We start from the raw sequence: 20105 nt of genomic DNA on the forward strand, positions 1-20105 counted from the left end.
CTAGCGCCAGTCATAGCTCAGCGGCGCCTCGCGAAACGCGAAGCGATCGAGATGGCGCGCGACGGCACCCTTCAGGCCATCGAGCTGCTCGACCGACGTCGCGTCGATCCGCACCTCAAGCACATCGGGATGCGCATCGAACGTCACCGTCGCATCACCGGGATGCGCGGCGCCACGCGCATCCCTGGGGAAGACGATCGTCCCGTGTTCGGGGGTGAAGACCACCGCCAGATTGTGCTCCCAATGCTTGCACGTCTGCTGGAGGTATTTGCTCGCCGAGGCGGTCGGCACGCGGGCGGTTGCGGTATAGGCCATCACAGCCGCTCGATCTTCTGCGCGGCGTCGTCGATCAGCGCGACGATCTGGTGGAGCGTTTCCTGCTCGACCTGCTCGTGGCGCAGCTTGTGCACCAGCACCTCGCGCAGATTGCCCATCGCGCGGCGCACCGCCGAACTCTCGGTCCGCGCCCGCTCGGCACCGACCTCGGCGAGCCGCGCGAACAGCGCCTCGACCAATTCGCCATTCTCGGCGAGCAGCGCCGTCCCGCCCTCGGTGATCGCGAAGAGCTTTTTCGCCCCCTCGGCCTGCCGCGCTTCGATCAGCTCCATTTCGTCGAGCAGCGTCAGCGTCGGATAGACCACCCCCGGGCTCGGCGCGTAGGCGCCACCGGTGAGATCCTCGATCGAGCGGATCAGGTCATAGCCGTGGCGCGGCTCGTCGGCGATCAGCTTGAGCAAGACGAGCCGCAGCTCGCCGCCGTCGAACATCCGCCGGCCGCGCGGGCCACCGCGCCCCTCACCCTCGCCCCGACCGCTGCCATGCCCGGCGCCGCGCCCGCCACCGAAGTGCCGCCCGCCGCCCGGTCCACCGCGCATGCCCATACGGCCGTGCCCGGGTTGGCAGCCGTGGCTGCCGCGTTCTGAAAATCCAAACATATCGTTCCTTCTGTATAACACGATAGCACTAAGATATATCTTAATGCACTCTTCGCAAGGGCTGCCGCGCACTTTTTTGAGACCCTGCTCGCGCCTCTCCCACGCGAGCCAGCCCAGGCCCCATCCGCCACGGGTGGTTAGCGTGCGTCGGAACGCCTATCTTGCCTGGATGCCCGATCTTTTCGCCGCCTTCGATCCGCCCGCCGCCGAGGCTGTCAGCGCGACTGCCCCGCTCGCCGATCGCCTCCGCCCGACCACGCTCGCCGAGGTCGTCGGGCAGGAGCACATCACTGGCCCCGAGGGCGCGATCGGGCGGATGGTCGCGGCCGGCCGCCTGTCGTCGATGATCCTGTGGGGACCGCCCGGCACCGGCAAGACGACGATCGCGCGGTTGCTCGCCGATGCCGTCGGCTTGCGCTTCGTCGCGATCTCGGCGGTGTTTTCAGGCGTCGCCGACCTCAAGAAAGCGTTCGCCGAGGCGCGCGACCATGCCCGGCTGGGCAAGCGGACCTTGCTGTTCGTCGACGAGATCCACCGCTTCAATCGCGCGCAGCAGGACGGCTTCCTGCCCTATGTCGAGGACGGCACCGTCACCCTGGTCGGCGCGACGACCGAAAATCCGTCGTTCGAGCTCAACGCCGCCGTGCTCAGCCGCGCGCAAGTGCTGATCCTCCACCGGCTCGACCACGCCGCGCTCGGCAAGTTGCTCGACCGCGCCGAGGAGATCGAGGACCAGCCGCTTCCGCTCACCGCGCCCGCGCGCGATGCGATGATCGCCAGCGCCGATGGCGACGGCCGCTTCCTGCTCAACCAGGCCGAGACGCTGTTCGCGGTCAACCTGCCCGAGCCGCTCGACCCCGCCGGCCTTTCCGCCTTCCTGCAGCGTCGCGTCGCGGTCTACGACAAGGATCGCGAGGGGCATTACAATCTCATCTCCGCGCTCCACAAAGCGGTGCGCGGATCGGACCCGCAGGCCGCGCTCTACTATCTCGCGCGCATGCTCACCGCGGGCGAGGAACCGCTCTATCTGCTGCGCCGGATGGTCCGCATGGCGGTCGAGGATATCGGCCTTGCCGATCCGAACGCGCTGACGCAGTGCCTCGCCGCCAAAGACGCCTACGATTTCCTGGGATCGCCCGAGGGTGAGCTCGCGATCGCGCAGGCATGCCTCTACCTCGCCACCGCCCCAAAATCGAATGCCGCCTACAAGGCGCAAAAGGCGGCGTGGAAATCGGCACGCGAGACCGGATCGCTGATGCCACCCGAGAACATCCTGAACGCCCCGACCAAGCTGATGAAGGAGATCGGCTACGGCAAGGGCTATGCCTACGATCACGATACGGCCGATGGCTTCTCAGGATCGAACTATTGGCCTGCGGAGATGGAGCCGCAGACCTTCTATGTCCCGACCGATCGCGGCGTCGAAAAGCGCATCGCAGACCGCATGGCGTGGTGGGCGAGCTTGAAAGACGCGCAATGAAGGACTGGGCTTCGCGCGCCGCCGCCGCGTTGACCTTGCCCGACACGATCGCCGCGACGCCTGATGACGGCGCGGCGGTGAAGGTCGGATCGGACGGCCGGACCTTCGTCTCGATCGGCTGGCCCACCTTGCTCGTCCGCCACGGCAGCGACGATCCCGACCGCGTCCAGGCGGCTGCGCGCAAACGCAGCAAACCGCGAACAAGGGCGTGATCCCGACGCACTTCACTCGCTTTGCCGCGATCGATTGGTCCGGAGCGAAGGGCGCGCGCCACCCCGGCATCGCGCTAGCGCTGTGCGAGACTGGCGCGGCGGCCCCGACGCTCGTCTCGCCGCCGCGCGGTGTCTGGTCGCGCGCCGACATCCTGCACTGGCTGCGCGATCAGGCCGAGACGCCGCTGCTCGTCGGCTTCGACTTCAGCTTTGCGCCACCCTATGTCGAGCGCGGCGCCTATCTGCCCGGCGAGGCTGCGCCCACGACCGCGCGCGCCTTCTGGGGCTATGTCGATGCGCACGCCCCCGATGCCGATCTCGGCGCTGCCTCGTTCCTCGAATCGCGCCGCGGGACGCATTTCTATCTTGGCGCCGCCGACGGCACGAAGGCCGATTTCCTCCACTTCCGCCGCTGCGAGGCGCATCACAATGCCGCCGGGTTCGGCAAGCCCTCGACCGTCTACGATGCGATCGGCGCAGCGCAGGTCGCCAAGGCGAGCTTTGCCGGCATGAGGCTGCTCCACCATCTCGCGCCAGCCATCCCGGTCTGGCCGATCGACCCCGCCCCCCACACCGGTGCCTGCGTCGTCGAAATCTACACGACGATCGCCGCGCGCGCCGCCGGGGTGCGCAAGGGACGCAGCAAGCTGCGCGATGCCGCCGCGCTCGACACTGCGCTCGCCACGCTCGGCAGCCGCGCGCACACGCCGCTCGCGCGCTATACCGATCACGCGACCGACGCGATCCTCACCGCCGCCTGGCTCCGCGCGAACGCGGCCCGCACCGATTTTTGGCACCCAAGCGCGCTGACCCCCCAAATTGCGCGCACCGAGGGCTGGACCTTCGGCATAACCTGACGCATTGAGCGACAACGTGCCGGCTTAGCTCAGTTGGTAGAGCGCCAGTTTTGTAAACTGGATGTCGCGGGTTCGATTCCTGCAGCCGGCACCACTTCGAATCCTCGAGATTCGGGCCGCAACGCACTGATCCAGAAGACTTAAGGGCGACCATTTGGGTGTCCGTGGTCAACGCTGTAAGATGGTGACCCCCACGATCAACCCGTCGGCAAGCCACTGGCCCAGCATGGTCCCGGCGCGCGTTATGCCGGTGTGCTCACCATGGACCTCGACCAATTCCGCACACAGATCGGGAAACGCCACGCCCGCGGTCGCTCGCAGCAGCGCATCGCGCTCGGTGCAGTCGATCGCGCGGAACAGCGAGACCTGATCGCGCCGCCAGACCAGGATCGCACCCGGCTTGGGCAGCACCTGAACCGCCGGCGGCGCCTCTTCTGCGAATAATGCCGACCAGATTGCAGGCGCGTTGGTGGTCAGCGCGCGCAGGCGTAGCGTTGGCGTAAATTGCAGCTTCGCCGTATCCCAATCGATGTACGCCAACGCGCCCACGTCAAGGGTTGCGCTATCGGGACCGACAAACGCCTCCCCGAGCGCGTATTCGATCCACGCAAGCTCGGCGACTTCGGGATCATCGGGATACAGCACCGCAAGCGTTGCCGGAAAATCCCGCGGATAGGCGTCGAGCGTCCAGCTCGTCGGTGGCACGCGCTCGATATGGGCGACGACGGCATGATGAAACGCCTCGCCGCCAACCCAGGCGCGCGTCTGCACAAAGCTTTCCTCAAGGCACGCGACCAGTTGGGCGCGATACGTGTTTTGATAGACCAGCAAGCCGGCTGCGGCCGCGCTGCCATAGCGGCTTGCCGCGTCGGCATCCGCAGCGACGAGCCACGCGCGCATATCGCGCTGGAGCGCGAGCAAGCTCATGCCGCTTTGGCCAAGGGCTGTCCGCCGATCCGCCGGGCAAGGTCCAGCTCGGCGAGAAGCTCGTGCAACGGCGGGATGTCGTCGTCACGCTCGATCATCGTCGCGACCGGCCCGAGCATCGGCAAGACATGCGCGTACAGGTCCCATAGGTCGGCACCGGCTGATCGTGCGTGTCGATCAGCATGTCCTGTCCGCGGCTGTGCCCGGCCAGATGAATCTGCCGCACGCGTTCGTGCGGCACGCCGTTGAGATAGGCGATCGGATCGAAGCCGTGGTTGGTCGCGCTGACGAACACATTGTTGACGTCGAGCAGCAGTCCGCAGCCGCTGCGCGCGCACATCGCATCCAGGAACTGCCATTCGGTCATGTCGGCACCCTCGAACGCGATATAGGTGGAGGGATTCTCGATTAGCATCGTGCGGCCTAACGCGTCCTGCGCGCGGCCGATATTGGCGCAGACCAGGGCGAGGGCTTCGTCTGTGTAGGGCAAGGGAAGCAGATCGTGCGAACTGAAGCCCTCTATCCGAGTCCAGCTGAGATGATCGGATACGAACAACGGCTCGATCTCATCGACCAGCGCGCGCAGCCGGGCGAGATAGGCCCCGTCCAGTCCGTCGGCCGATCCGACCGACATCGAAACGCCGTGCAGCGCCACCGGATAGGACGCGCGGACATCGCGCAGGATCTGGCGCGGCTTGCCGCCATCGACCATGAAATTCTCGGAAATCACTTCGACGAAATCGACCGCGACGCGGCGTTCGAGAAATTCGACATAATGCGGTTTACGCAAGCCGAGCCCGAAACCGGCAAAGGGCGTGATGGGCAAGGCCATGGGCTTTGGCATGGGGTCCGTCCTGATCCGTGCTGAAGAGAAGGTCGGTCCGGTCCCCTGACGGCGACCGGGCCGAGTCCCGCGATCAGTTCGGCGCCGTAAGGCTGCCACCGGCCTTGGTGCACTGCTTCGCCGACAGCGCCTTGAAGCCCTGTCCCTTGCAGTCATTCTGGCCCTTGCACTCGTTCTTGGCGGTCTTGCAGTCCGACGTGCCCTTGCAGGTATTGATGCCGTAGCAGTGCACCGTGTCGCCATCCTTTGCGACCGCGACGGTCGGGGCCGCAGCACTGATGGCGACGACGGCGGCGGCGGCGGCGAAGCTGATGCCGGTACGAAGGGTAAGCATGGAAAATCTCCCGGAAGGGGTTTGCCGGATTGGCTCCTCCAATTCGCGGGTTCACGATCGACGGTTACAGCTTCGCCAAAACTTACCAGCGCAACAGGCGCGGCCCCACCAGCGCGCCGAACGATGCGGCGAGCAGGATGCCGAGCGAATACCAGGTCAGGACGAAAATCGCCGAAGCTTCGGGGCAATGCAGGCAATAGACGGTGGCGGCGAACGCGCCCGCCGCCAATCCTGCCGCCGCGCCGGCCAGACGCAATCGCGTTGGCGCGAGTCGCCTGAACGACCAGAGCAGCCCGATGAAGATCGGCATCGCGAGCGAGAGTACGCGCCAAGGACATTGTTTCCAGCTTTGGCCCAACCACATCGCCAACCATTGGGTCTGCGGTGTGTGGAGGAGCTCGAACACGCCGACGCTGGCCAGCAGCAGTACCGGGATCGCCAGCAGCCACAGCCATCGCAACCGATGCGTTTCGGGACGCGCCAATTGCGCGGTCAGCGCCAACGCCCCGAAGGCGAGCGAAATCGTGTACGCCCACTTCATCCAGAAATAGAAACCGTGCATCGCCACCGCCAGATCAGGCCGCGCGCCCCACATCAGCAACACATAGCTTGCCGACACGGCCGCACCCGCCGCGATACCAAGCACGAGCCGTCGACCCACCGCACTGCGCTTCACGGGCGGGACATCGCTGGCGAGCGTCGCGATCAGGTCGTCGGTGTTCATGCCCGTCCTCCCTGGATGCGCGCCATCAAGGTCTTGAGCCCGCGATGGACCGAGATCTTCACGTCGGATTCGCCAACACCATGCGTATTGGCAGCCTCGGCGACACTCAGCCCCTCGATCCTGGTCGCGCGGATCATCCGCGCCTGTTTGGGCGGAAGCGTGTCGAGCAAATCGTCCACGTCCATGCGCGCGGAACTGGCGTCCTCGAACCCTTCGGCGATCAATATGTCTTCCAGCCCTTCGATCGGCTGAGTCCGACGGTTACGGCGGAAATGATCGATCATCTTGTAGCGTGCGATCGCGAACAGCCACGCGGTGAACGGGCGGTCGCGGTCGTAGGTCGAACGGCGGGTATGAACCGCGATCAGCGTATCCTGCACCAAATCCTCGATATCGTCGCCGTCGCCGCTTGCACGACGCCGGTAGAATCCCCGAAGCATGGGGACCAGCAAGCGCAGCAACGCCGCGTGGTCGTCGGCATTGCCGTCGAGCCCAGCGATCATCAATCCGCGCAACTGTTCCTCACTTGCTCGCATGAGCCCTCCCGAGGATGTGTTCGTGCGACATGGCCAGAAGGTTACACCGGAGCGCGCGAGCGGCGGAAAATTCTTTCGCGCCAGCTTTTGCGTAACCGAACCAGCCGTTCCGCCGAATTGGCCCATGTGACCGGGTTTGCCCCGACGCCTCCTTCCTGGTCACCGCGTGGTTCGGCGGTCCCCCATCGCCGAACCACGCGCCGCAGAGGCTTCCATCATCGAAGGAAACATCTCGTGCATCCGACCCATGCCGCACTCGCCGCCAGCCTTGCCCTCGCCGTGGCCGGCGGTGCCACGCTTTCCGGTGTTGCCCACGCCGCGCCCGCGATGGAGAAATGTTACGGGGTCGCGCTTGCCGGCAAGAATGACTGCAAGGCCGGAGCCGGCACCAGCTGCGCGGGCACGTCCAGGGCCGATTATCAGGGCAATGCCTGGAAGCTCGTCAAGGCGGGCACCTGCGTCTCGATCAAGACGCCCAAGGGCACTGGTTCGCTGACGCCCAAGGCGTAATCGCCAGCCCAGAGCCGAGGTGTCGCCCGCGCGCGCCGGCCATTTTTTCGGAGACGCCCATCATGTCGCTCGTCGCCTTGTACGATCGCACCGTTCGACGCGCGGCTGCCTTGCTCCCCGATGCGGCGCTGCTGCTGATCGCCCGGTTGGGGATCGCAGCGGTGTTCTTCCTGTCGGGCCGGACCAAGGTCGACGGGCTGCTGCAGATCACGGACAGCACCTACGAACTGTTTCGCACCGACTATGCGCTGCCACTGGTTCCGCCCGCGATCGCGGCGGTCGCCGCGACCTATTCGGAGCATCTCTTCTCGATCCTGCTCGTCCTGGGCCTCGCGACACGGTTCTCGGCAGCCGCCTTGTTGCTGATGACGCTGACGATCGAGATCTTCGTCTATCCCGATGCCTGGCCGACGCATCTCAGCTGGGCGGCGATTCTGTTGCCGCTGCTTGCCCGCGGCGGCGGAGCGTGGTCGCTCGACCGCGTGCTGCCGACGCTTCCGACCGAAAAGGAACAGTAAAATGAAGTTCGGACTCCTTCCCGCGCTTGCAGTGATCGCGAGCGGCGCGCCGGCCTTGGCCAATGACCCCACGCATCCGACCGTCGTCGAGCTGTTCCAAAGCCAGGGTTGTTCGTCCTGCCCGCCCGCGATCGCAAATATCAACGGCATCGCCGATCGCCCGGAGATCCTCGCGCTGACCTTCGCGGTCACGTATTGGGATCAGCTCGGGTGGAAGGACAGCTTCGCCAAGCCCGAATTCACCGAGCGCGAACGCGATTATGCCCGCACCGGCATCAGCCAGTTCGCCACGCCGCAGACGGTCATCAATGGCCGAGCCTCCGTCAATGGCGGCAATCGTGCGCAACTGGTGGCGGCAATCCGCGCGCAGGATCGTGGTCCGGCTGGCCCGGCCATCGAGGCTGCGCCCGGCACGGTGACGATTGGGAAAGCCGCGACCGCGCAGCCCGCGACGATCTGGCTCGTACGCTACGATGCAAGGGCGCTCAGCGTTCCCATTCGTGCGGGCGAGAATGGCGGCCTAACGCTTGTGCATCGCAACGTCGTGCGGTCGCTCAGCATCATCGGAACGTGGAACGGGACGTCGAAAACGGTGGCGATCCCGACGAATTCCGATCCCAACCTCAAATCAGCCGTGCTTGTGCAAGCAGGACGTGGCGGGAGGATCGTGGCCGCATCCCGCATTTGACACGTCGAACCGACATCGGATTCTACGCAGCGCGACCGGTCAGATCCAATCCGCTGAAATGCGCGCGCGCTGCATCGATGAAGGCGCGCACGTTGACCGATGTGCGTCGATTGGCCTGATAGACGAGGTGGACCGGTACGGGCGGCGGCGCGGCTTCGTCGAGCAGCGTGACCAAGCGGCCCGACGCGACGGCCGCAAGCGCCTGATAGGACAGCACCCGCGCGATCCCCACGCCATCGGCCGCAGCCGCAATCGCCGCATCGGCGGTGTTGACGGTCAGCCTTGGTTCGATCCGGATGGCGGTCTTGCCAGTCGCTCCGAAGCGCCATTCGTGCGCTCGATCAATTTCGGTGAAAGAGATCAAGGCGCGGTCATGCAGCGCTGGCACGGTCACTGGCGTTCCGCGTGCCGCGATATAGCCAGGGCTGGCGACGAGCACGCGCCGCACTTCCGCAACCTTGAGGGCATGGAGCGCGCTGTCTGACAGATCGCCGATCCGCACGGCGACATCGATCCCCTCTTCAACCAGGCGGACGACGCGATCGATCAAAGTCAGTTCGACACCTAACCGCGAATGGTTGCGCAACAGGCTGGTCGTGATCGGCAGGATATGGAGCCGTCCAAAGGTCACCGGCGCGGTGACGACAAGATTGCCTCCCGGCAAAGCACCGGTGCCGCGCAACGCCAGCGCTGCATCGTCGAGTTCGGTCAGCGCGGCGCGGCAGCGCTCGAGATACGCCGCGCCCTCGTCGGTCAGCCGCACCGATCGCGTCGTCCGCCGCAACAAGGGTGTTCCGAGATCAAGCTCCAGCGCCGCGACTGCCCGGCTCGCCGCCGTAGGCGAAACGCGCAGTCGGCGCGCGGCCTCCGCAAAGCTCGCATGATCGGCGACGGCGACGAAGGTGCGCAGCATGTCGAGCCGATCCATGATTGTCCCGATTTGCGCATGAGTGAAGTGTCGAAGGAACGGATTATCACATCCTAGCCCAAAGCGCATCTTCCCTGGGCAGGCCGCATCCAGCCGCCTACCCGGAGAAAAGACGTGTCCCGCATCGCCATCCCCACCCGCGAAGATTCCCCCGCAAAATCGCAGCCGCTGCTTGATGCGGTCGAAAAGCAGCTTGGCATGGTCCCCAACCTGTTCCGGCTCGTCGGCAGCAGCCCGGCTGCGCTGGAGGGCTATCTCGGCCTCAACGGCGCACTGGGCCGCACACTCGACGCCAAGACCCGCGAACGCATCGCGCTTGCGATCGCGCAAGCCAATGGCTGCGATTACTGCCTGTCGGCGCATACCTACCTCGGCCTGAACCTCGCCAAGATCGACGCCGCCGAGATCGCGCTGAACCGCGCCGGTCATTCGGGCGACGCCAAGGCCGATGCGGCCGTCGGCTTCGCCCGCAAGGTCCACGAGGCGCGCGGCCAGGTCAGCGACGCCGACCTCGCCGAAGTGCGTCTGGCCGGCTTCAGCGAGGCGCAAGTGATCGAGATCGTCGCGTCGGTCGCGCTCAACGTGCTGACCAACTACATCAACAATGTCGCCAGAACCGACATCGACTTCCCAGTCGTCCTGGCGGCCGAAGCCGCTTGATGGTCCGGCGTCGGCGGTTTGCGCTCGATGCGCCCGCCGACGCCGCCATGCAGCAACCGGAGCTCGATCATGGCCAATGCCTTCCTCACCCTTGCGACGACGCCGAGCGTGCTCGCGGCACAGGTAGCGAATGGGAGTGCCGGGCTTTACGACACCATCGGCGGGCGCCGGCCAGCGGACCGTTTCGGACCAGCCGAAGTCCAGTTCATCGCCGAGCGCGACAGCTTCTACCTGGCGAGCGTATCGGAAAGCGGCTGGCCCTATGTCCAGCATCGCGGCGGCCCGGCGGGTTTCCTCAAGGTGCTTGACGAAACGACGCTCGCCTTCGCGGACTTTCGGGGCAATCGCCAATATATCAGCCTTGGCAACGTGGCGGCGAACAACCGCGTGGCGATTTTCCTGATGGACTATCCGCGCCGTCGCCGACTGAAGCTCTATGCCCGGATCGAGGCGCGTGATCTCTCGACCGATCCCGTGCTGGCGAGCAAGCTTGACCTGCCGAGCTATCGTGGCGTGCCCGAACGCGTATTCCTACTGCACCTCGCAGCGTTCGATTGGAATTGCCCGCAGCATATCACCCCGCGCTTTACCGAGGCCGAGATCGCCGCGGCATCTGCGCCACTCCACGCCAGACTCGCGGCGCTCGAAGCCGAAAACATCGCGCTGCGTACAGCGCTTGCCGAAAAGGACCTGCCCGCATGAGCACGCTAGAAACTCCACGCCCCCCGCTGCCGCCCTTCACGCGCGAGAGCGCCGTGCTCAAGGTGCGGGCGGCGGAGGATGCCTGGAACAGCCGCGATCCCGAGCGGGTGGCGCTGGCCTATACGACCGACAGCGCGTGGCGAAACCGGGACAGCTTCGTCACGGGGCGACCCGCCATTATCGCCCTGCTGAGCGCCAAATGGTCGCGCGAGCAGGACTATCGCTTGGTCAAGGACCTGTGGGCGTTCACCGACAACCGGATCGCGGTGCGGTTTCAATACGAGTGCCGCATCGCTGGTCAGTGGTATCGGAGCTACGGCAACGAGCAGTGGGAGTTTGCCGAAAACGGACTGATGCGGCGGCGCGAAGCGTCGGTGAACGATCTCGCGATCGCGGAGGGGGAGCGTCGCTTCCTGTGGGATGCCCCCGCACCGCGTCCGCAGGCGTATCCCGGCTTGGCCGGCGTAAACGGATGACCGCGATCCGCATTGCGGCCGTATCGGGCAGCCTGCGGGCAAGTTCGATCAACACGGCATTGCTGCGCACGATCGCATCTGGAGCGCCCGAGGGCGTTACCGTCGAGCTGGTTTCGCTCGGCGCGCTGCCGCTGTTCAACCCGATTTGGAGACGGATCTGCCCGAAGCCGTCAAGGTCTTGCGCGCAACGATTGTTGCCGCGGACGGGGTGATCGTGGCGAGCCCGGAATATGCGCACGAGCGATAGGCTTAATTGCGGTCCTGCGTGCGGCTGACCTCAAAATCACTCTGCGCAATACAGGAATACACCGCTCAAACGGCCACTAGACGCGACAGCGTAAGAGGCCGATGAGGCCAGGCCTCGGATCATCCGATCGAAGGGCTGCGCATGAGATCCTGTTCACCGTGCTGAAGCGCCTGCTTCTCGGTCTCATCGGCGTCATCGTCGTCGGACTCGTCGCGTTCTGCGTCTTCGCGTGGCGCCCAGCGATCGCCGAGATCGCCCCGCCCGCGCCCGGCAGCTTCGCGCCCGCGCTGGTCGCACAGGGCGAAGTTCTGGCCAGCGCCGGCTATTGCTCTGCATGCCATACCGCCAAGCACGGCAAGCCGTTCGCCGGCGGCTATCCGATGGCGACGCAGTTCGGCACGATCTATTCGACCAACATCACGCCCGATCCCGCGACGGGGATCGGTAAATGGTCCGAACCCGCGTTCCGGCGGGCGATGCATGAGGGGGTGTCGCGCAACGGCGCGCATTTGTTGCCGGCGTTTCCCTACGACCATTTCACCAAGCTGACCGACGGCGACGTGGCCGCGCTGTATGCGTATTTCATGACCCGCGCGCCCGTGCGCCAGGAAGCCAGCGACAACACCGTACCCTTCCCGCTCAACATCCGCCTGTTGCAGGCCGGGTGGAAGCTGCTGTTCTTCACCACCGGCCGCTTCCAGCCCCAGCCGACACAAAGCGCCGAATGGAATCGGGGCGCCTATCTTGCCGAGGGCATCAGCCATTGCGGCGCCTGCCACACGCCGCGCGGCGTGCTCGGCGCCGAGATCCGGGATCGCGCTTATGCAGGCGCACCGATCGACGGCTGGATCGCGCCGCCGCTCGACAAGACCAACCCCTCGCCCGTGCCGTGGACGCACGCCGAGCTGGTCGCCTATCTCGGTACCGGCATCAGCCGCTATCATGGCACCGCCGCCGGGCCGATGGGCGCGGTTCCGCGCGGTCTCTCCCACCTCCCCGCTGCAGACGTCGCCGCGATCGCCACCTATTTCGCCAGCCGCAACGGATCGGCGAGCCAAGGCGCGCAGGGCGATGCCGCGATCGTGAAGGCCTTGGTCGCCGACAAGATCGGTTCCGGGCTGACCTACGATCCCGCCGCGCGGCTCTATGCCGGCGCGTGCGCGTCGTGCCACTATAATGGGCGCCAGCTCAACCCGCTGCGCCCCGATCTCGCGCTCAACAGCGCGGTCAACCTCGACGATCCGACCAATCTGATCCGCGTCATCCTCTATGGGGTGAGCGCGCAGGACGGCGCGCCGGGCGTGGTAATGCCGGGCTTCGCGCACGGCTTCACCAACGCCGACGTCGCACGGATCTCCGCCTATCTGCGGGCGACCCGGACGACCAAGCCGGCCTGGGCCGATCTCGAGACAAAAGTCGCCACCATCCGCGCGCAAGGCCAGGGCCAATGACCAGCTTCACCATCAACGGCCGCGCGGTGACCACCGACGTCGAGGACGACACCCCGCTCTTGTGGGTGATCCGCGATCATATCGGGCTGACCGGCACGAAGTTCGGCTGCGGGATCGGGATGTGCGGCGCCTGCACCGTCCATGTCGGCGGCCGCGCGACGCGCTCCTGCATCACCCCGCTCGCGTCGGTCGAGGGCGCCGCCATCACGACGATCGAAGGGCTCGACCCCGCCGCAAATCACCCGCTGCAACAAGCGTGGCGCGCGCTGCAGGTGCCGCAATGCGGCTACTGCCAGTCGGGCCAGATCATGCAGGCGGCGGCGATGCTGCAGGATTTTCCCGCCCCCAGCGACGACGAGATCGACGCGGTGATGACCGGGAGTCTGTGCCGCTGCATGACCTATGTCCGCATCCGCGCGGCGATCAAACAGGCAGCCGCCGAGATGGGAACCAAGGCATGAGCCGCCTCATCACGCGCGCCGAAGCGACGGCGCCGTTCAGCCGGCGTGGCTTCCTCGTGGCGAGCGGCGCGGCGGGGGTCGCATTCGGCTTCTCGCGCGTGCTGGCGGCGATCGATCCGGCGGTGCCGGGCAGCGTACCCGCCTCCGCCACCGGGCCGCAATTCGAACCGACGATCTGGTTCGGGATCGACGCGGCGGGTATCGTCACCGTCAACATCATCCGCGCCGAGATGGGCCAGCACGTCGGCACCGCGCTCGCGCGCATCCTCGCCGACGAGCTCGAAGCGGATTGGGACAAGGTGCGCATCGTCCATGTCGACAGCGATCCGAAATGGGGCCTGATGGTCACCGGCGGCAGCTGGTCGGTGTGGCAGACCTTCCCGGTGTTCAGCCAGGCGGGCGCCGCCGGGCGGATCGCGCTGATCGAAGCCGGCGCCAAGCTGATGGGCGCAAACCCCGCGAACTGCACGGCTAAAGGCGGCGCGGTCCATGCCGGCGGGCGTTCGATGTCGTATGGCGACATCGCCAAAAGCGGCACCGTCGCGCGGCAATTCACCCCCGACGAGCTCAAGGCGCTGCCGATCAAGCCGGTCAAGGAGCGCCGCCTGATCGGGCGCGAGACGCACGGGCTCGACATCGACGCCAAGACCAACGGCACCGCGGTCTACGGCATCGACGCCAAGCTGCCGGGGATGGTCTATGCCCGCCCCAAGCTGCCGCCGACGCGCAACGGATCGAAGGTCGTGTCGGTCGACGACGCCGCGGCCAAGAAGGTCAAAGGCTATCTGCGCTATCTGGTGCTCGACGATCCGTCGGACACCGTGCCCGGCTGGGTGATGGTGATCGCGACCACCTATTATGCCGCGCTCAAGGCGACCGACCTGCTCGACGTCACCTGGACGCCCGGCCCCGGCGCGGACATGAGCGAGCAGACGCTGCAGGACCATGCCCGCGCGCTCGTCGCCAAGGCCGATGGCGGCATTCTGCTCGACATCGCCGACGACGACAGCACGCCGAACTTCACCGCCGCTGCGGCGAGCACGATCGAGCAGATCTACACCACCGCGACCGTGCTCCATTTCCAGCTCGAGCCGCTCAACGCGCTCGCGTTCGAAAAGGACGGCGTGTTCGAAATCCACACCGGCAACCAGTGGCAGAGCCTGATCCTGCCGACGCTCGCCAAGGCGCTCGGCGTGGCCGAGACCAAGGTGGTGCTCCGCAGCTATCTGCTCGGCGGCGGCTTCGGCCGGCGGCTCAACGGCGACTATACGATCCCGGCTGCGCTCGCGACCAAGGCGCTTGGCCGCCCGGTCAAGATGATCATGACGCGCGAGGACGATGCGCGCTTCGATTCGGTGCGCTCGCCCTCGGTGCAGCGGTTGCGGATGCAGTTCGACGGCAGCGGCCAGATCCAGGCAATGGAGCATCACGCCTGCGCCGGCTGGCCGACACAGGTGATCGCCGGGCCGACCTTGCTCGCCAAGACCAAGAAGGGCGGCCAATACGATCCCTTCGCGATCTCGGGTGCGGACCATTGGTATGATGTCGGCCACCAGCAGGTCCGCGCGGTCGCCAACGATCTCGCCAACGCCACCTTCCGCCCGGGCTGGCTGCGCTCGGTGGGACCAGGCTGGACCAACTGGGCGCTCGAGAGCTTCATCGACGAAGCGGCGCACCACACCAAGATTGACCCGGTGGCGTTCCGGTTGAAGCTGCTGACCGGCAAGGGCCGCAACGCCGGCTCCGCGCCCAACGCGGTCGGCGGCGCGCTCCGCCAAGCCGAGGTGGTACGCCGCGTCGCCGAAAAGGCCGGCTGGGGCGCAAAACGTCCCGCCGATACCGGGCTCGGCGTCGCCACCAGCTTCGGGCAGGAACGCGACATGCCGACCTGGGTGGCGTGCGCGGCGCAAATCCATGTCGATCGCGCGACCGGCATCGTCCGCGTGGAGAAGCTGACGCTCGTGGTCGACGCCGGCACGATCGTCGATCCCGACGGCGCGCTGGCGCAGGTGCAGGGCGGCGCGCTGTGGGGCCTGAGCATGGCGCTGCACGAGAGCACCGAATTCGCCGCGGGCCAGGTGAAGGACACCAATCTCAACACCTACACCCCGCTGCGCATCGCCGACGTGCCACAACTCGACATCAGTTTTGTCGAGAGCGAAAACGTGCCCGTCGGGTTGGGCGAGCCCGCCACGACGGTCGTCGGCCCCGCGATCGGCAATGCGATCTACGCCGCGACTGGGATCCGATTGCGCCACATTCCCATCACCCCGGCCGCGGTCCTGGCCGCATTGAAAGCGCGGTAGATGTACGCTCGCGGCGGCTGACAACGCCGCTCACGGGAGCCCTGTATCGCCCGCGATCGTCGGCACTCTGACCTTTTGCCCCGGGCTCCATCGCGTCGCGATGCCGGACGAAAGCTGGAAGCTGGCCGAATGCCTCGACCCGTCGAGCGGTCTCCTTAGGGCCGCTCGCTTGCACGTCCGCACCGTGCAGCCGATAGTCGAGCGTGCCAACCGAAGCGGCCGAGGCAAAACGCCATCGCAAGCGTTCCCGTCGCAACCCGTCTGCCGCTCCGTCGTTGTCGCGCGGCAGACCCCAGGAGATATGCGATGGCCTCGACCCCAGCCAAGACCGATGAGAGCGTTGCCGCAAGGCTGGCAAGAGGTGCCGTAGCGGGCGTGATAGCGGGCGCCGTGGCATCCTTTGCGATGGACCGGTTCCAGGCCGCGGTATCGCCGTTGCTTCCGTCGAGCGGGAGCGATTCCGAGCCCGCGACGGAAAAAGCCGCCGATGCGGTGTCGGAGAGCCTTACGGGGCAAGCCGTCGCCGCCGCGGACAAACCGCTTGCCGGCCAGGCCGTCCACTATGCCGTCGGTATTGCGCTCGGCGCGGCCTATGGCATCGCAGCGGAGTTTCGCCCGTCGGTCACCTCCGGCTATGGGCTGGGGTTTGGGCTCGGCACCGCAACGGTGCTCGACGAAGCCGCCGTTCCCGCGACCGGGCTCGGCAGCGCGCCGTGGAACGCCGGGATCGCAAGCAATGTGTATTCCTACGCCTCGCATATCGTCTTCGGCGGCGTGAGCGAGATCGTACGCCGGCACGTCGCCGGTACGCTGATTCCCCGCCAGGGCGACTGAACGATAGCAACGCAAGGAGCATGACCATGGCTGATTATCGCAAGACCGACGCCGCAATCGCGCGGCTCTCCCCCGAACAATATCGCGTGACGCAAAAAAGCGGCACCGAGCGTCCCGGTACGGGCGAATATCTCCACACCACGGATGCCGGCATCTATGTCGACATCGTTTCGGGGGAGCCGTTGTTCGCGTCCGCCGACGAATACGAATCGCACTGTGGCTGGCCGAGCTTCACCAAGCCGATCGAGCCCGCCAATGTTGCCGAGTTGCGCGATGTTACGCTCGGCATGGTCCGCACAGAAGTCCGTTCCGCCAACGGTGACAGCCACCTGGGACACGTTTTCAATGACGGCCCGCGGGATCGCGGCGGGCTACGCTATTGCATCAACTCGGCATCCTTGCGCTTCGTACCCCGCGCAGCGATGGAAGCTGAGGGCTATGGTGCGTATCTCGATCAAGTCGAGGGTTGAACGCCGCTTCTGCGCCACCGCTTCCTCCGCAGACGGACGCTCAGCGCAGACCCTTTGACAATCGCGTGACCGTGACGTTTCAGGCTCGTAACGAGCATGAGGGGTCCCGTGCTATCAACGGCGGCCGGGAGTTGAGAGCATGACGTATCCAAACGGTTCACGCTGGCGGGCAGGTCTGGTGGTCGGCGTGTCCGCGTTGCTCGTGGCCTGTACGACCAGCTTGCATCCCCAGGCCGGCATGGTGGCGCCCGGCGCCCGCTATGTCGCAATGGGAAGCTCGTTTGCGGCAGGGCCCGGAGTCACGTCATCAGCCGACCAGCCCGCCACGCGTTGCGCCCGTTCGACAGACAATTATGCGCATCTCCTCGCGCGCAAGCTCGGCTTGCAGCTCGACGATGTGAGCTGCAGCGGCGCGACCACGGCGCATATTCTCGGGCCCTGGGACGCGCTGCCGCCGCAGATCGACGCGCTGACCCGCGATACCGGGCTGGTGACGATCACGATCGGCGGCAACGATGTCGGCTATATCGGCGGCCTCGGATCGGCCTCGTGCCGCAGCTTTGCTGCGCCGCCATCCGGAACGCCGGGAGGCCGATGCCCCGCGCCCCCGCAGGTCCTTGAGGCCGACTGGGCAAAGCTCGACACCGCGCTGCGCAGCATTGCGGCCGAGGTGCATCGCCGCGCGCCCATGGCGCGATTGATCTTCGTCGATTATGTCGCGGTATTGCCGCCGGTCGAGACGTGCGCGAGCGTACCGCTGTCCCGCGCCGAGGCCGATACCGGCCGCGCCACGGCGCGACGGCTTGCGGTGCTGACCGCGCGCGTCGCAGCCGAGACTGGATCCGAAGTCCTGAAAGCATCCGACCTGTCGAGCGCCCACACCGCGTGCAGCGCCGAGCCGTGGGTCAATGGCTTCCCCCTGCCCGGCGGACCGAGCTTCGTGCCATATCACCCGAACGCCCGCGGAATGGCCGCGATCGCCGAGGCGCTCGGCCGGCAAATCCAATCGCGGACGACGTGAGGCGCAAGCGCAGACGCCGCGACCAACCGGCGAACCCTGACCGCCGCCCTACCGTTTGAGGAACGCCCCGACGCCTGCGAGCGCAAGCCTATCGGCGGGAACGGCGGTTTCCGTGAAGCTGAGGCGCAACCACCGCGCCGGCCGCGTTGTGCCGAACGCGATCCGCTGCGTCGCCAGCGCATAGGCGATGTTGGGAAGTTCGCCCGCCGCCGCGAGCTCCCAGCGCACGCCGTCGAGGCTCGTCTCGCACCGATAATCGCGCGGCGGCGCCACGCCTTTGGCGATCGTCCGCGACGGCGTTACGCTGATGCCAGCGAGCGCTGCCACCGCACCCATGTCGATCGTCACGCTGGCGGGCCGGCCCGGCGTCGGGGCAGGCACGGTCCAGCGCGTCGCCGCGTCGTCGTCGAGCAGAGCTTCGGCGCCGGGGCCCGAGGCGGTCATGATCCGCCAGCCCGCGCTCGAAAGTGTCGTCGCGTCGTGCGCGCGCACGGGCACGACGGCTGCCGGCTGGACTTGCAGGAACAGCGCGACTTCGCTGATCGCCGGGCAGACCGGCGCCGCGACGATGCGGAGACGGACCCGCCGCGCCGTGATCGGCTGCGGCAACCGGATGATGCGCTGCGGTCCGATCGCCTCCTGCTCGGCGAGCGTCTGCCACGCGCCGTCGACCTCGGCATCGACCGCAAAGCGTGTGACGCGCGCGCCGAGCGGCAGATATTCGCGTAAGCGAATCACGTCGAAGCGCCGCCCCGGCGGAAGATCGAGCGTCAGGCTCGGCGTCGTCACCGCGTCGCCGCTCGACCAATAGCTGTCGCGCCGGCCGTCGAGCACGCGTGCGGCGGCAAAAGCCGGGCCGCGCGTGTCGCTCGCGCTCGCGATCGCGCCCTGTGCGAGGTCGCGCGCATAGGTCGCGGCCTGCGCGGCGCCGAAGGCGCGGAGCACCGCGACGTCGCCATCGGCCAGCCGCCCGCGCCGATCGGGCGGCAGATTGAGGTTGAGGTTGGTGCCGCGCCCGACCGAGGTGTCGTACAGCTCCAGCAACTGCGCGGGCGTCTTGACCTTGGCATCCTCGTCGGCGTGGTAGAACCAGCCGGGGCGGATCGACACGTCGGTCTCGGCCGGCCACCACAAGGCGCCGCCGCGCACCCCGCTATTGCCCTCGGACTGGACGTAGAGGTGGTTCGGCATCGTCGGCCAGCACGGATCGCCCGCGACGCCGTCCTCATTGCCGACCCAGCGCAGGTCGGCGCCGAGCGGATCGAAGGTACACGCCATCGGCTGATACTGATGGACCAGCGCGACCGTTTTGGGCCAGTCGTAATAGGCCGGCGCATCGATCTTGCGGGTCTCGCGCGCGCCACCGTAATAGCCGTCGCCGCCATTGGCGCCGTCGAACCAGAATTCGAACAGCTCGCCATAGCGCGTGCAGAGCTCGACGATCTGCTTGCGGAAATAGTCGACATAGGCGGGCCGGCCGTACTCGGGATGATGCCGGTCCCACGGCGAGAGATACAGGCCAAAGGCGAGCCCCGCGCGCCGCGTCGCCGCCGCCATCTCGCCGACCACGTCGCCCTTGCCCTGCTTGTACGGCGTGTTGCGGATGCAGCGCTCGGTCAGATGCGTCGGCCACAGGCAGAAACCGTCATGGTGCTTGGCGGTGAGGATGATGCCCGTCATGCCGGCCGCCTTCGCCGCCGCGACGATCTGGTCGGGCGAGAAATCGGTCGGGTCGAACAGCGCCGGATCCTCGTCGCCATACCCCCATTCCTTGTCGGTGAAGGTGTTGATCGAGAAATGGACGAAAGCATATTGCCCGCGCGTATGCCAGGCGAACTGCCGCTTCGACGGCGTCGCGCCCCACGGCTGCGGCGGTGCCACCGCACGCTTGGCGAGCGCGGGCACGGCAGTGGCGGCGGCAGTGGCGGCCAGGCCGGAGGCAAGCACGCGGCGGCGCGAAGGACGGATCACGGGCATCTCCAAA

24 protein-coding genes, 1 tRNA gene and 1 pseudogene are annotated in these 20105 nt (G+C 66.8%); 17 read left to right on the top strand and 9 right to left on the bottom strand.

The window, feature by feature from the left end:
• Entirely contained in the window at nt 1-315 is a 315-nt protein-coding gene (locus IE187_RS04085) for a DUF2218 domain-containing protein (RefSeq protein ID WP_189675197.1), read from the bottom strand.
• Nucleotides 315-935, bottom strand: coding sequence for a PadR family transcriptional regulator (locus tag IE187_RS04090; protein ID WP_438810913.1), 621 nt, complete (start codon nt 933-935; stop codon nt 315-317). The genes IE187_RS04085 and IE187_RS04090 overlap by 1 nt, the downstream gene beginning before the upstream one ends.
• 169 nt (nt 936-1104) lie before the next feature.
• Here IE187_RS04090 and IE187_RS04095 point away from each other — a divergent pair, with 169 nt between their 5' ends.
• The 4 genes from IE187_RS04095 (at nt 1105) to IE187_RS04110 (ending at nt 3578) form a co-directional block, all read left to right on the top strand.
• Nucleotides 1105-2415, top strand: a complete 1311-nt coding sequence (locus tag IE187_RS04095; RefSeq protein WP_189675582.1) for a replication-associated recombination protein A — start codon at nt 1105-1107, stop codon at nt 2413-2415.
• Entirely contained in the window at nt 2412-2627 is a 216-nt protein-coding gene (locus tag IE187_RS04100) for a hypothetical protein (RefSeq protein ID WP_189675198.1), read from the top strand. Before IE187_RS04095 ends, IE187_RS04100 begins: the two co-directional genes overlap by 4 nt.
• On the top strand, nt 2624-3484 hold the full coding sequence (locus tag IE187_RS04105) for a hypothetical protein (RefSeq protein ID WP_189675199.1): 861 nt from the start codon (nt 2624-2626) through the stop codon (nt 3482-3484). The genes IE187_RS04100 and IE187_RS04105 overlap by 4 nt, the downstream gene beginning before the upstream one ends.
• Nucleotides 3485-3502: 18 nt before the next feature.
• Nucleotides 3503-3578, top strand: a tRNA-Thr gene (locus IE187_RS04110).
• A gap of 74 nt (nt 3579-3652) precedes the next feature.
• Here IE187_RS04110 and IE187_RS04115 read toward each other — a convergent pair.
• The 5 genes and pseudogenes from IE187_RS04115 to IE187_RS04135 all read right to left on the bottom strand — a co-directional run bounded on the left by IE187_RS04115 (nt 3653) and on the right by IE187_RS04135 (nt 6849).
• Nucleotides 3653-4411 (bottom strand): HvfC/BufC N-terminal domain-containing protein, encoded by a 759-nt coding sequence (locus tag IE187_RS04115; protein WP_189675200.1) that lies wholly within the window; start codon nt 4409-4411, stop codon nt 3653-3655.
• A pseudogene (bufB, locus tag IE187_RS04120) lies at nt 4408-5243 on the bottom strand (MNIO family bufferin maturase). Before bufB ends, IE187_RS04115 begins: the two are co-directional and overlap by 4 nt.
• A gap of 85 nt (nt 5244-5328) precedes the next feature.
• A complete protein-coding gene (gene bufA2 / locus IE187_RS04125; protein WP_189675201.1) occupies nt 5329-5589 on the bottom strand; it encodes a BufA2 family periplasmic bufferin-type metallophore in 261 nt (86 codons plus the stop codon).
• Nucleotides 5590-5671: 82 nt separating this feature from the next.
• A complete protein-coding gene (locus IE187_RS04130) occupies nt 5672-6313 on the bottom strand; it encodes a DUF1109 domain-containing protein (protein WP_133189272.1) in 642 nt (213 codons plus the stop codon).
• A complete protein-coding gene (locus tag IE187_RS04135) occupies nt 6310-6849 on the bottom strand; it encodes a sigma-70 family RNA polymerase sigma factor (RefSeq protein ID WP_189675202.1) in 540 nt (179 codons plus the stop codon). Before IE187_RS04135 ends, IE187_RS04130 begins: the two co-directional genes overlap by 4 nt.
• Before the next feature lie 234 nt (nt 6850-7083).
• On the opposite strand from IE187_RS04135, the gene IE187_RS04140 reads away from it, so the two are divergent.
• The 3 genes from IE187_RS04140 (at nt 7084) to IE187_RS04150 (ending at nt 8565) form a co-directional block, all read left to right on the top strand.
• Nucleotides 7084-7359: a BufA1 family periplasmic bufferin-type metallophore gene (locus IE187_RS04140; protein WP_189675203.1), complete on the top strand. Its 276-nt coding sequence runs from the start codon at nt 7084-7086 to the stop codon at nt 7357-7359.
• A gap of 62 nt (nt 7360-7421) precedes the next feature.
• On the top strand, nt 7422-7877 hold the full coding sequence (locus IE187_RS04145) for a DoxX family protein (RefSeq protein WP_189675205.1): 456 nt from the start codon (nt 7422-7424) through the stop codon (nt 7875-7877).
• Nucleotide 7878: 1 nt separating this feature from the next.
• Entirely contained in the window at nt 7879-8565 is a 687-nt protein-coding gene (locus IE187_RS04150; protein WP_189675206.1) for a DUF1223 domain-containing protein, read from the top strand.
• A 22-nt stretch (nt 8566-8587) separates the two neighbouring features.
• Here IE187_RS04150 and IE187_RS04155 read toward each other — a convergent pair whose 3' ends face one another.
• Nucleotides 8588-9493, bottom strand: coding sequence for a LysR family transcriptional regulator (locus tag IE187_RS04155; RefSeq protein WP_189675207.1), 906 nt, complete (start codon nt 9491-9493; stop codon nt 8588-8590).
• A 114-nt stretch (nt 9494-9607) separates the two neighbouring features.
• Between IE187_RS04155 and IE187_RS04160 the strand changes: the two genes are divergently transcribed.
• The 10 genes from IE187_RS04160 (at nt 9608) to IE187_RS04205 (ending at nt 18121) form a co-directional block, all read left to right on the top strand.
• Nucleotides 9608-10153, top strand: a complete 546-nt coding sequence (locus IE187_RS04160) for a carboxymuconolactone decarboxylase family protein (protein ID WP_189675208.1) — start codon at nt 9608-9610, stop codon at nt 10151-10153.
• 69 nt (nt 10154-10222) lie between these two features.
• The gene (locus IE187_RS04165) at nt 10223-10855 is read left to right on the top strand and encodes a pyridoxamine 5'-phosphate oxidase family protein (protein WP_189675209.1); all 633 of its coding nucleotides are present in this window, start codon (nt 10223-10225) and stop codon (nt 10853-10855) included.
• Nucleotides 10852-11331 carry a nuclear transport factor 2 family protein gene (locus IE187_RS04170; protein WP_189675210.1) on the top strand — a complete coding sequence of 160 codons (480 nt, stop codon included), beginning with the start codon at nt 10852-10854 and terminating at the stop codon, nt 11329-11331. The genes IE187_RS04165 and IE187_RS04170 overlap by 4 nt, the downstream gene beginning before the upstream one ends.
• Entirely contained in the window at nt 11328-11543 is a 216-nt protein-coding gene (locus IE187_RS04175; protein ID WP_189675211.1) for an NADPH-dependent FMN reductase, read from the top strand. Before IE187_RS04170 ends, IE187_RS04175 begins: the two co-directional genes overlap by 4 nt.
• Nucleotides 11544-11679: 136 nt before the next feature.
• Nucleotides 11680-13029, top strand: a complete 1350-nt coding sequence (locus IE187_RS04180; RefSeq protein WP_229839216.1) for a c-type cytochrome — start codon at nt 11680-11682, stop codon at nt 13027-13029.
• A complete protein-coding gene (locus tag IE187_RS04185) occupies nt 13026-13490 on the top strand; it encodes a (2Fe-2S)-binding protein (protein WP_133189294.1) in 465 nt (154 codons plus the stop codon). The genes IE187_RS04180 and IE187_RS04185 overlap by 4 nt, the downstream gene beginning before the upstream one ends.
• Complete coding sequence (locus IE187_RS04190; RefSeq protein WP_189675212.1) at nt 13487-15796, top strand: xanthine dehydrogenase family protein molybdopterin-binding subunit; 2310 nt, start codon at nt 13487-13489, stop codon at nt 15794-15796. The genes IE187_RS04185 and IE187_RS04190 overlap by 4 nt, the downstream gene beginning before the upstream one ends.
• Nucleotides 15797-16102: 306 nt before the next feature.
• Nucleotides 16103-16630 carry a DUF1440 domain-containing protein gene (locus IE187_RS04195; RefSeq protein ID WP_189675213.1) on the top strand — a complete coding sequence of 176 codons (528 nt, stop codon included), beginning with the start codon at nt 16103-16105 and terminating at the stop codon, nt 16628-16630.
• 26 nt (nt 16631-16656) lie between these two features.
• Entirely contained in the window at nt 16657-17100 is a 444-nt protein-coding gene (gene msrB / locus IE187_RS04200) for a peptide-methionine (R)-S-oxide reductase MsrB (protein ID WP_189675214.1), read from the top strand.
• A gap of 139 nt (nt 17101-17239) precedes the next feature.
• Nucleotides 17240-18121 carry an SGNH/GDSL hydrolase family protein gene (locus IE187_RS04205; protein ID WP_189675215.1) on the top strand — a complete coding sequence of 294 codons (882 nt, stop codon included), beginning with the start codon at nt 17240-17242 and terminating at the stop codon, nt 18119-18121.
• Nucleotides 18122-18169: 48 nt separating this feature from the next.
• On the opposite strand, the gene IE187_RS04210 is transcribed toward IE187_RS04205, so the two are convergent.
• Nucleotides 18170-20098 carry an alpha-L-fucosidase gene (locus IE187_RS04210; RefSeq protein ID WP_189675216.1) on the bottom strand — a complete coding sequence of 643 codons (1929 nt, stop codon included), beginning with the start codon at nt 20096-20098 and terminating at the stop codon, nt 18170-18172.
• Nucleotides 20099-20105 lie beyond the last annotated feature (7 nt).

The organism is Sphingomonas glacialis (assembly GCF_014653575.1).
Taxonomy (GTDB): domain Bacteria; phylum Pseudomonadota; class Alphaproteobacteria; order Sphingomonadales; family Sphingomonadaceae; genus Sphingomonas; species Sphingomonas glacialis.

Bases quoted from the DNA above. Each gene is read 5' to 3' on its own strand.
- IE187_RS04085 (WP_189675197.1), bottom strand. From the start codon at position 315: ATGGCCTATACCGCAACCGCCCGCGTGCCGACCGCCTCGGCGAGCAAA.
- IE187_RS04090 (WP_438810913.1), bottom strand. From the start codon at position 935: ATGTTTGGATTTTCAGAACGCGGCAGCCACGGCTGCCAACCCGGGCAC.
- IE187_RS04095 (WP_189675582.1), top strand. From the start codon at position 1,105: ATGCCCGATCTTTTCGCCGCCTTCGATCCGCCCGCCGCCGAGGCTGTC.
- IE187_RS04100 (WP_189675198.1), top strand. From the start codon at position 2,412: ATGAAGGACTGGGCTTCGCGCGCCGCCGCCGCGTTGACCTTGCCCGAC.
- IE187_RS04115 (WP_189675200.1), bottom strand. From the start codon at position 4,411: ATGAGCTTGCTCGCGCTCCAGCGCGATATGCGCGCGTGGCTCGTCGCT.
- bufA2 (WP_189675201.1), bottom strand. From the start codon at position 5,589: ATGCTTACCCTTCGTACCGGCATCAGCTTCGCCGCCGCCGCCGCCGTC.
- IE187_RS04130 (WP_133189272.1), bottom strand. From the start codon at position 6,313: ATGAACACCGACGACCTGATCGCGACGCTCGCCAGCGATGTCCCGCCC.
- IE187_RS04135 (WP_189675202.1), bottom strand. From the start codon at position 6,849: ATGCGAGCAAGTGAGGAACAGTTGCGCGGATTGATGATCGCTGGGCTC.
- IE187_RS04145 (WP_189675205.1), top strand. From the start codon at position 7,422: ATGTCGCTCGTCGCCTTGTACGATCGCACCGTTCGACGCGCGGCTGCC.
- IE187_RS04150 (WP_189675206.1), top strand. From the start codon at position 7,879: ATGAAGTTCGGACTCCTTCCCGCGCTTGCAGTGATCGCGAGCGGCGCG.
- IE187_RS04155 (WP_189675207.1), bottom strand. From the start codon at position 9,493: ATGGATCGGCTCGACATGCTGCGCACCTTCGTCGCCGTCGCCGATCAT.
- IE187_RS04165 (WP_189675209.1), top strand. From the start codon at position 10,223: ATGGCCAATGCCTTCCTCACCCTTGCGACGACGCCGAGCGTGCTCGCG.
- IE187_RS04170 (WP_189675210.1), top strand. From the start codon at position 10,852: ATGAGCACGCTAGAAACTCCACGCCCCCCGCTGCCGCCCTTCACGCGC.
- IE187_RS04175 (WP_189675211.1), top strand. From the start codon at position 11,328: ATGACCGCGATCCGCATTGCGGCCGTATCGGGCAGCCTGCGGGCAAGT.
- IE187_RS04180 (WP_229839216.1), top strand. From the start codon at position 11,680: ATGAGGCCAGGCCTCGGATCATCCGATCGAAGGGCTGCGCATGAGATC.
- IE187_RS04185 (WP_133189294.1), top strand. From the start codon at position 13,026: ATGACCAGCTTCACCATCAACGGCCGCGCGGTGACCACCGACGTCGAG.
- IE187_RS04190 (WP_189675212.1), top strand. From the start codon at position 13,487: ATGAGCCGCCTCATCACGCGCGCCGAAGCGACGGCGCCGTTCAGCCGG.
- IE187_RS04195 (WP_189675213.1), top strand. From the start codon at position 16,103: ATGGCCTCGACCCCAGCCAAGACCGATGAGAGCGTTGCCGCAAGGCTG.
- msrB (WP_189675214.1), top strand. From the start codon at position 16,657: ATGGCTGATTATCGCAAGACCGACGCCGCAATCGCGCGGCTCTCCCCC.
- IE187_RS04205 (WP_189675215.1), top strand. From the start codon at position 17,240: ATGACGTATCCAAACGGTTCACGCTGGCGGGCAGGTCTGGTGGTCGGC.
- IE187_RS04210 (WP_189675216.1), bottom strand. From the start codon at position 20,098: ATGCCCGTGATCCGTCCTTCGCGCCGCCGCGTGCTTGCCTCCGGCCTG.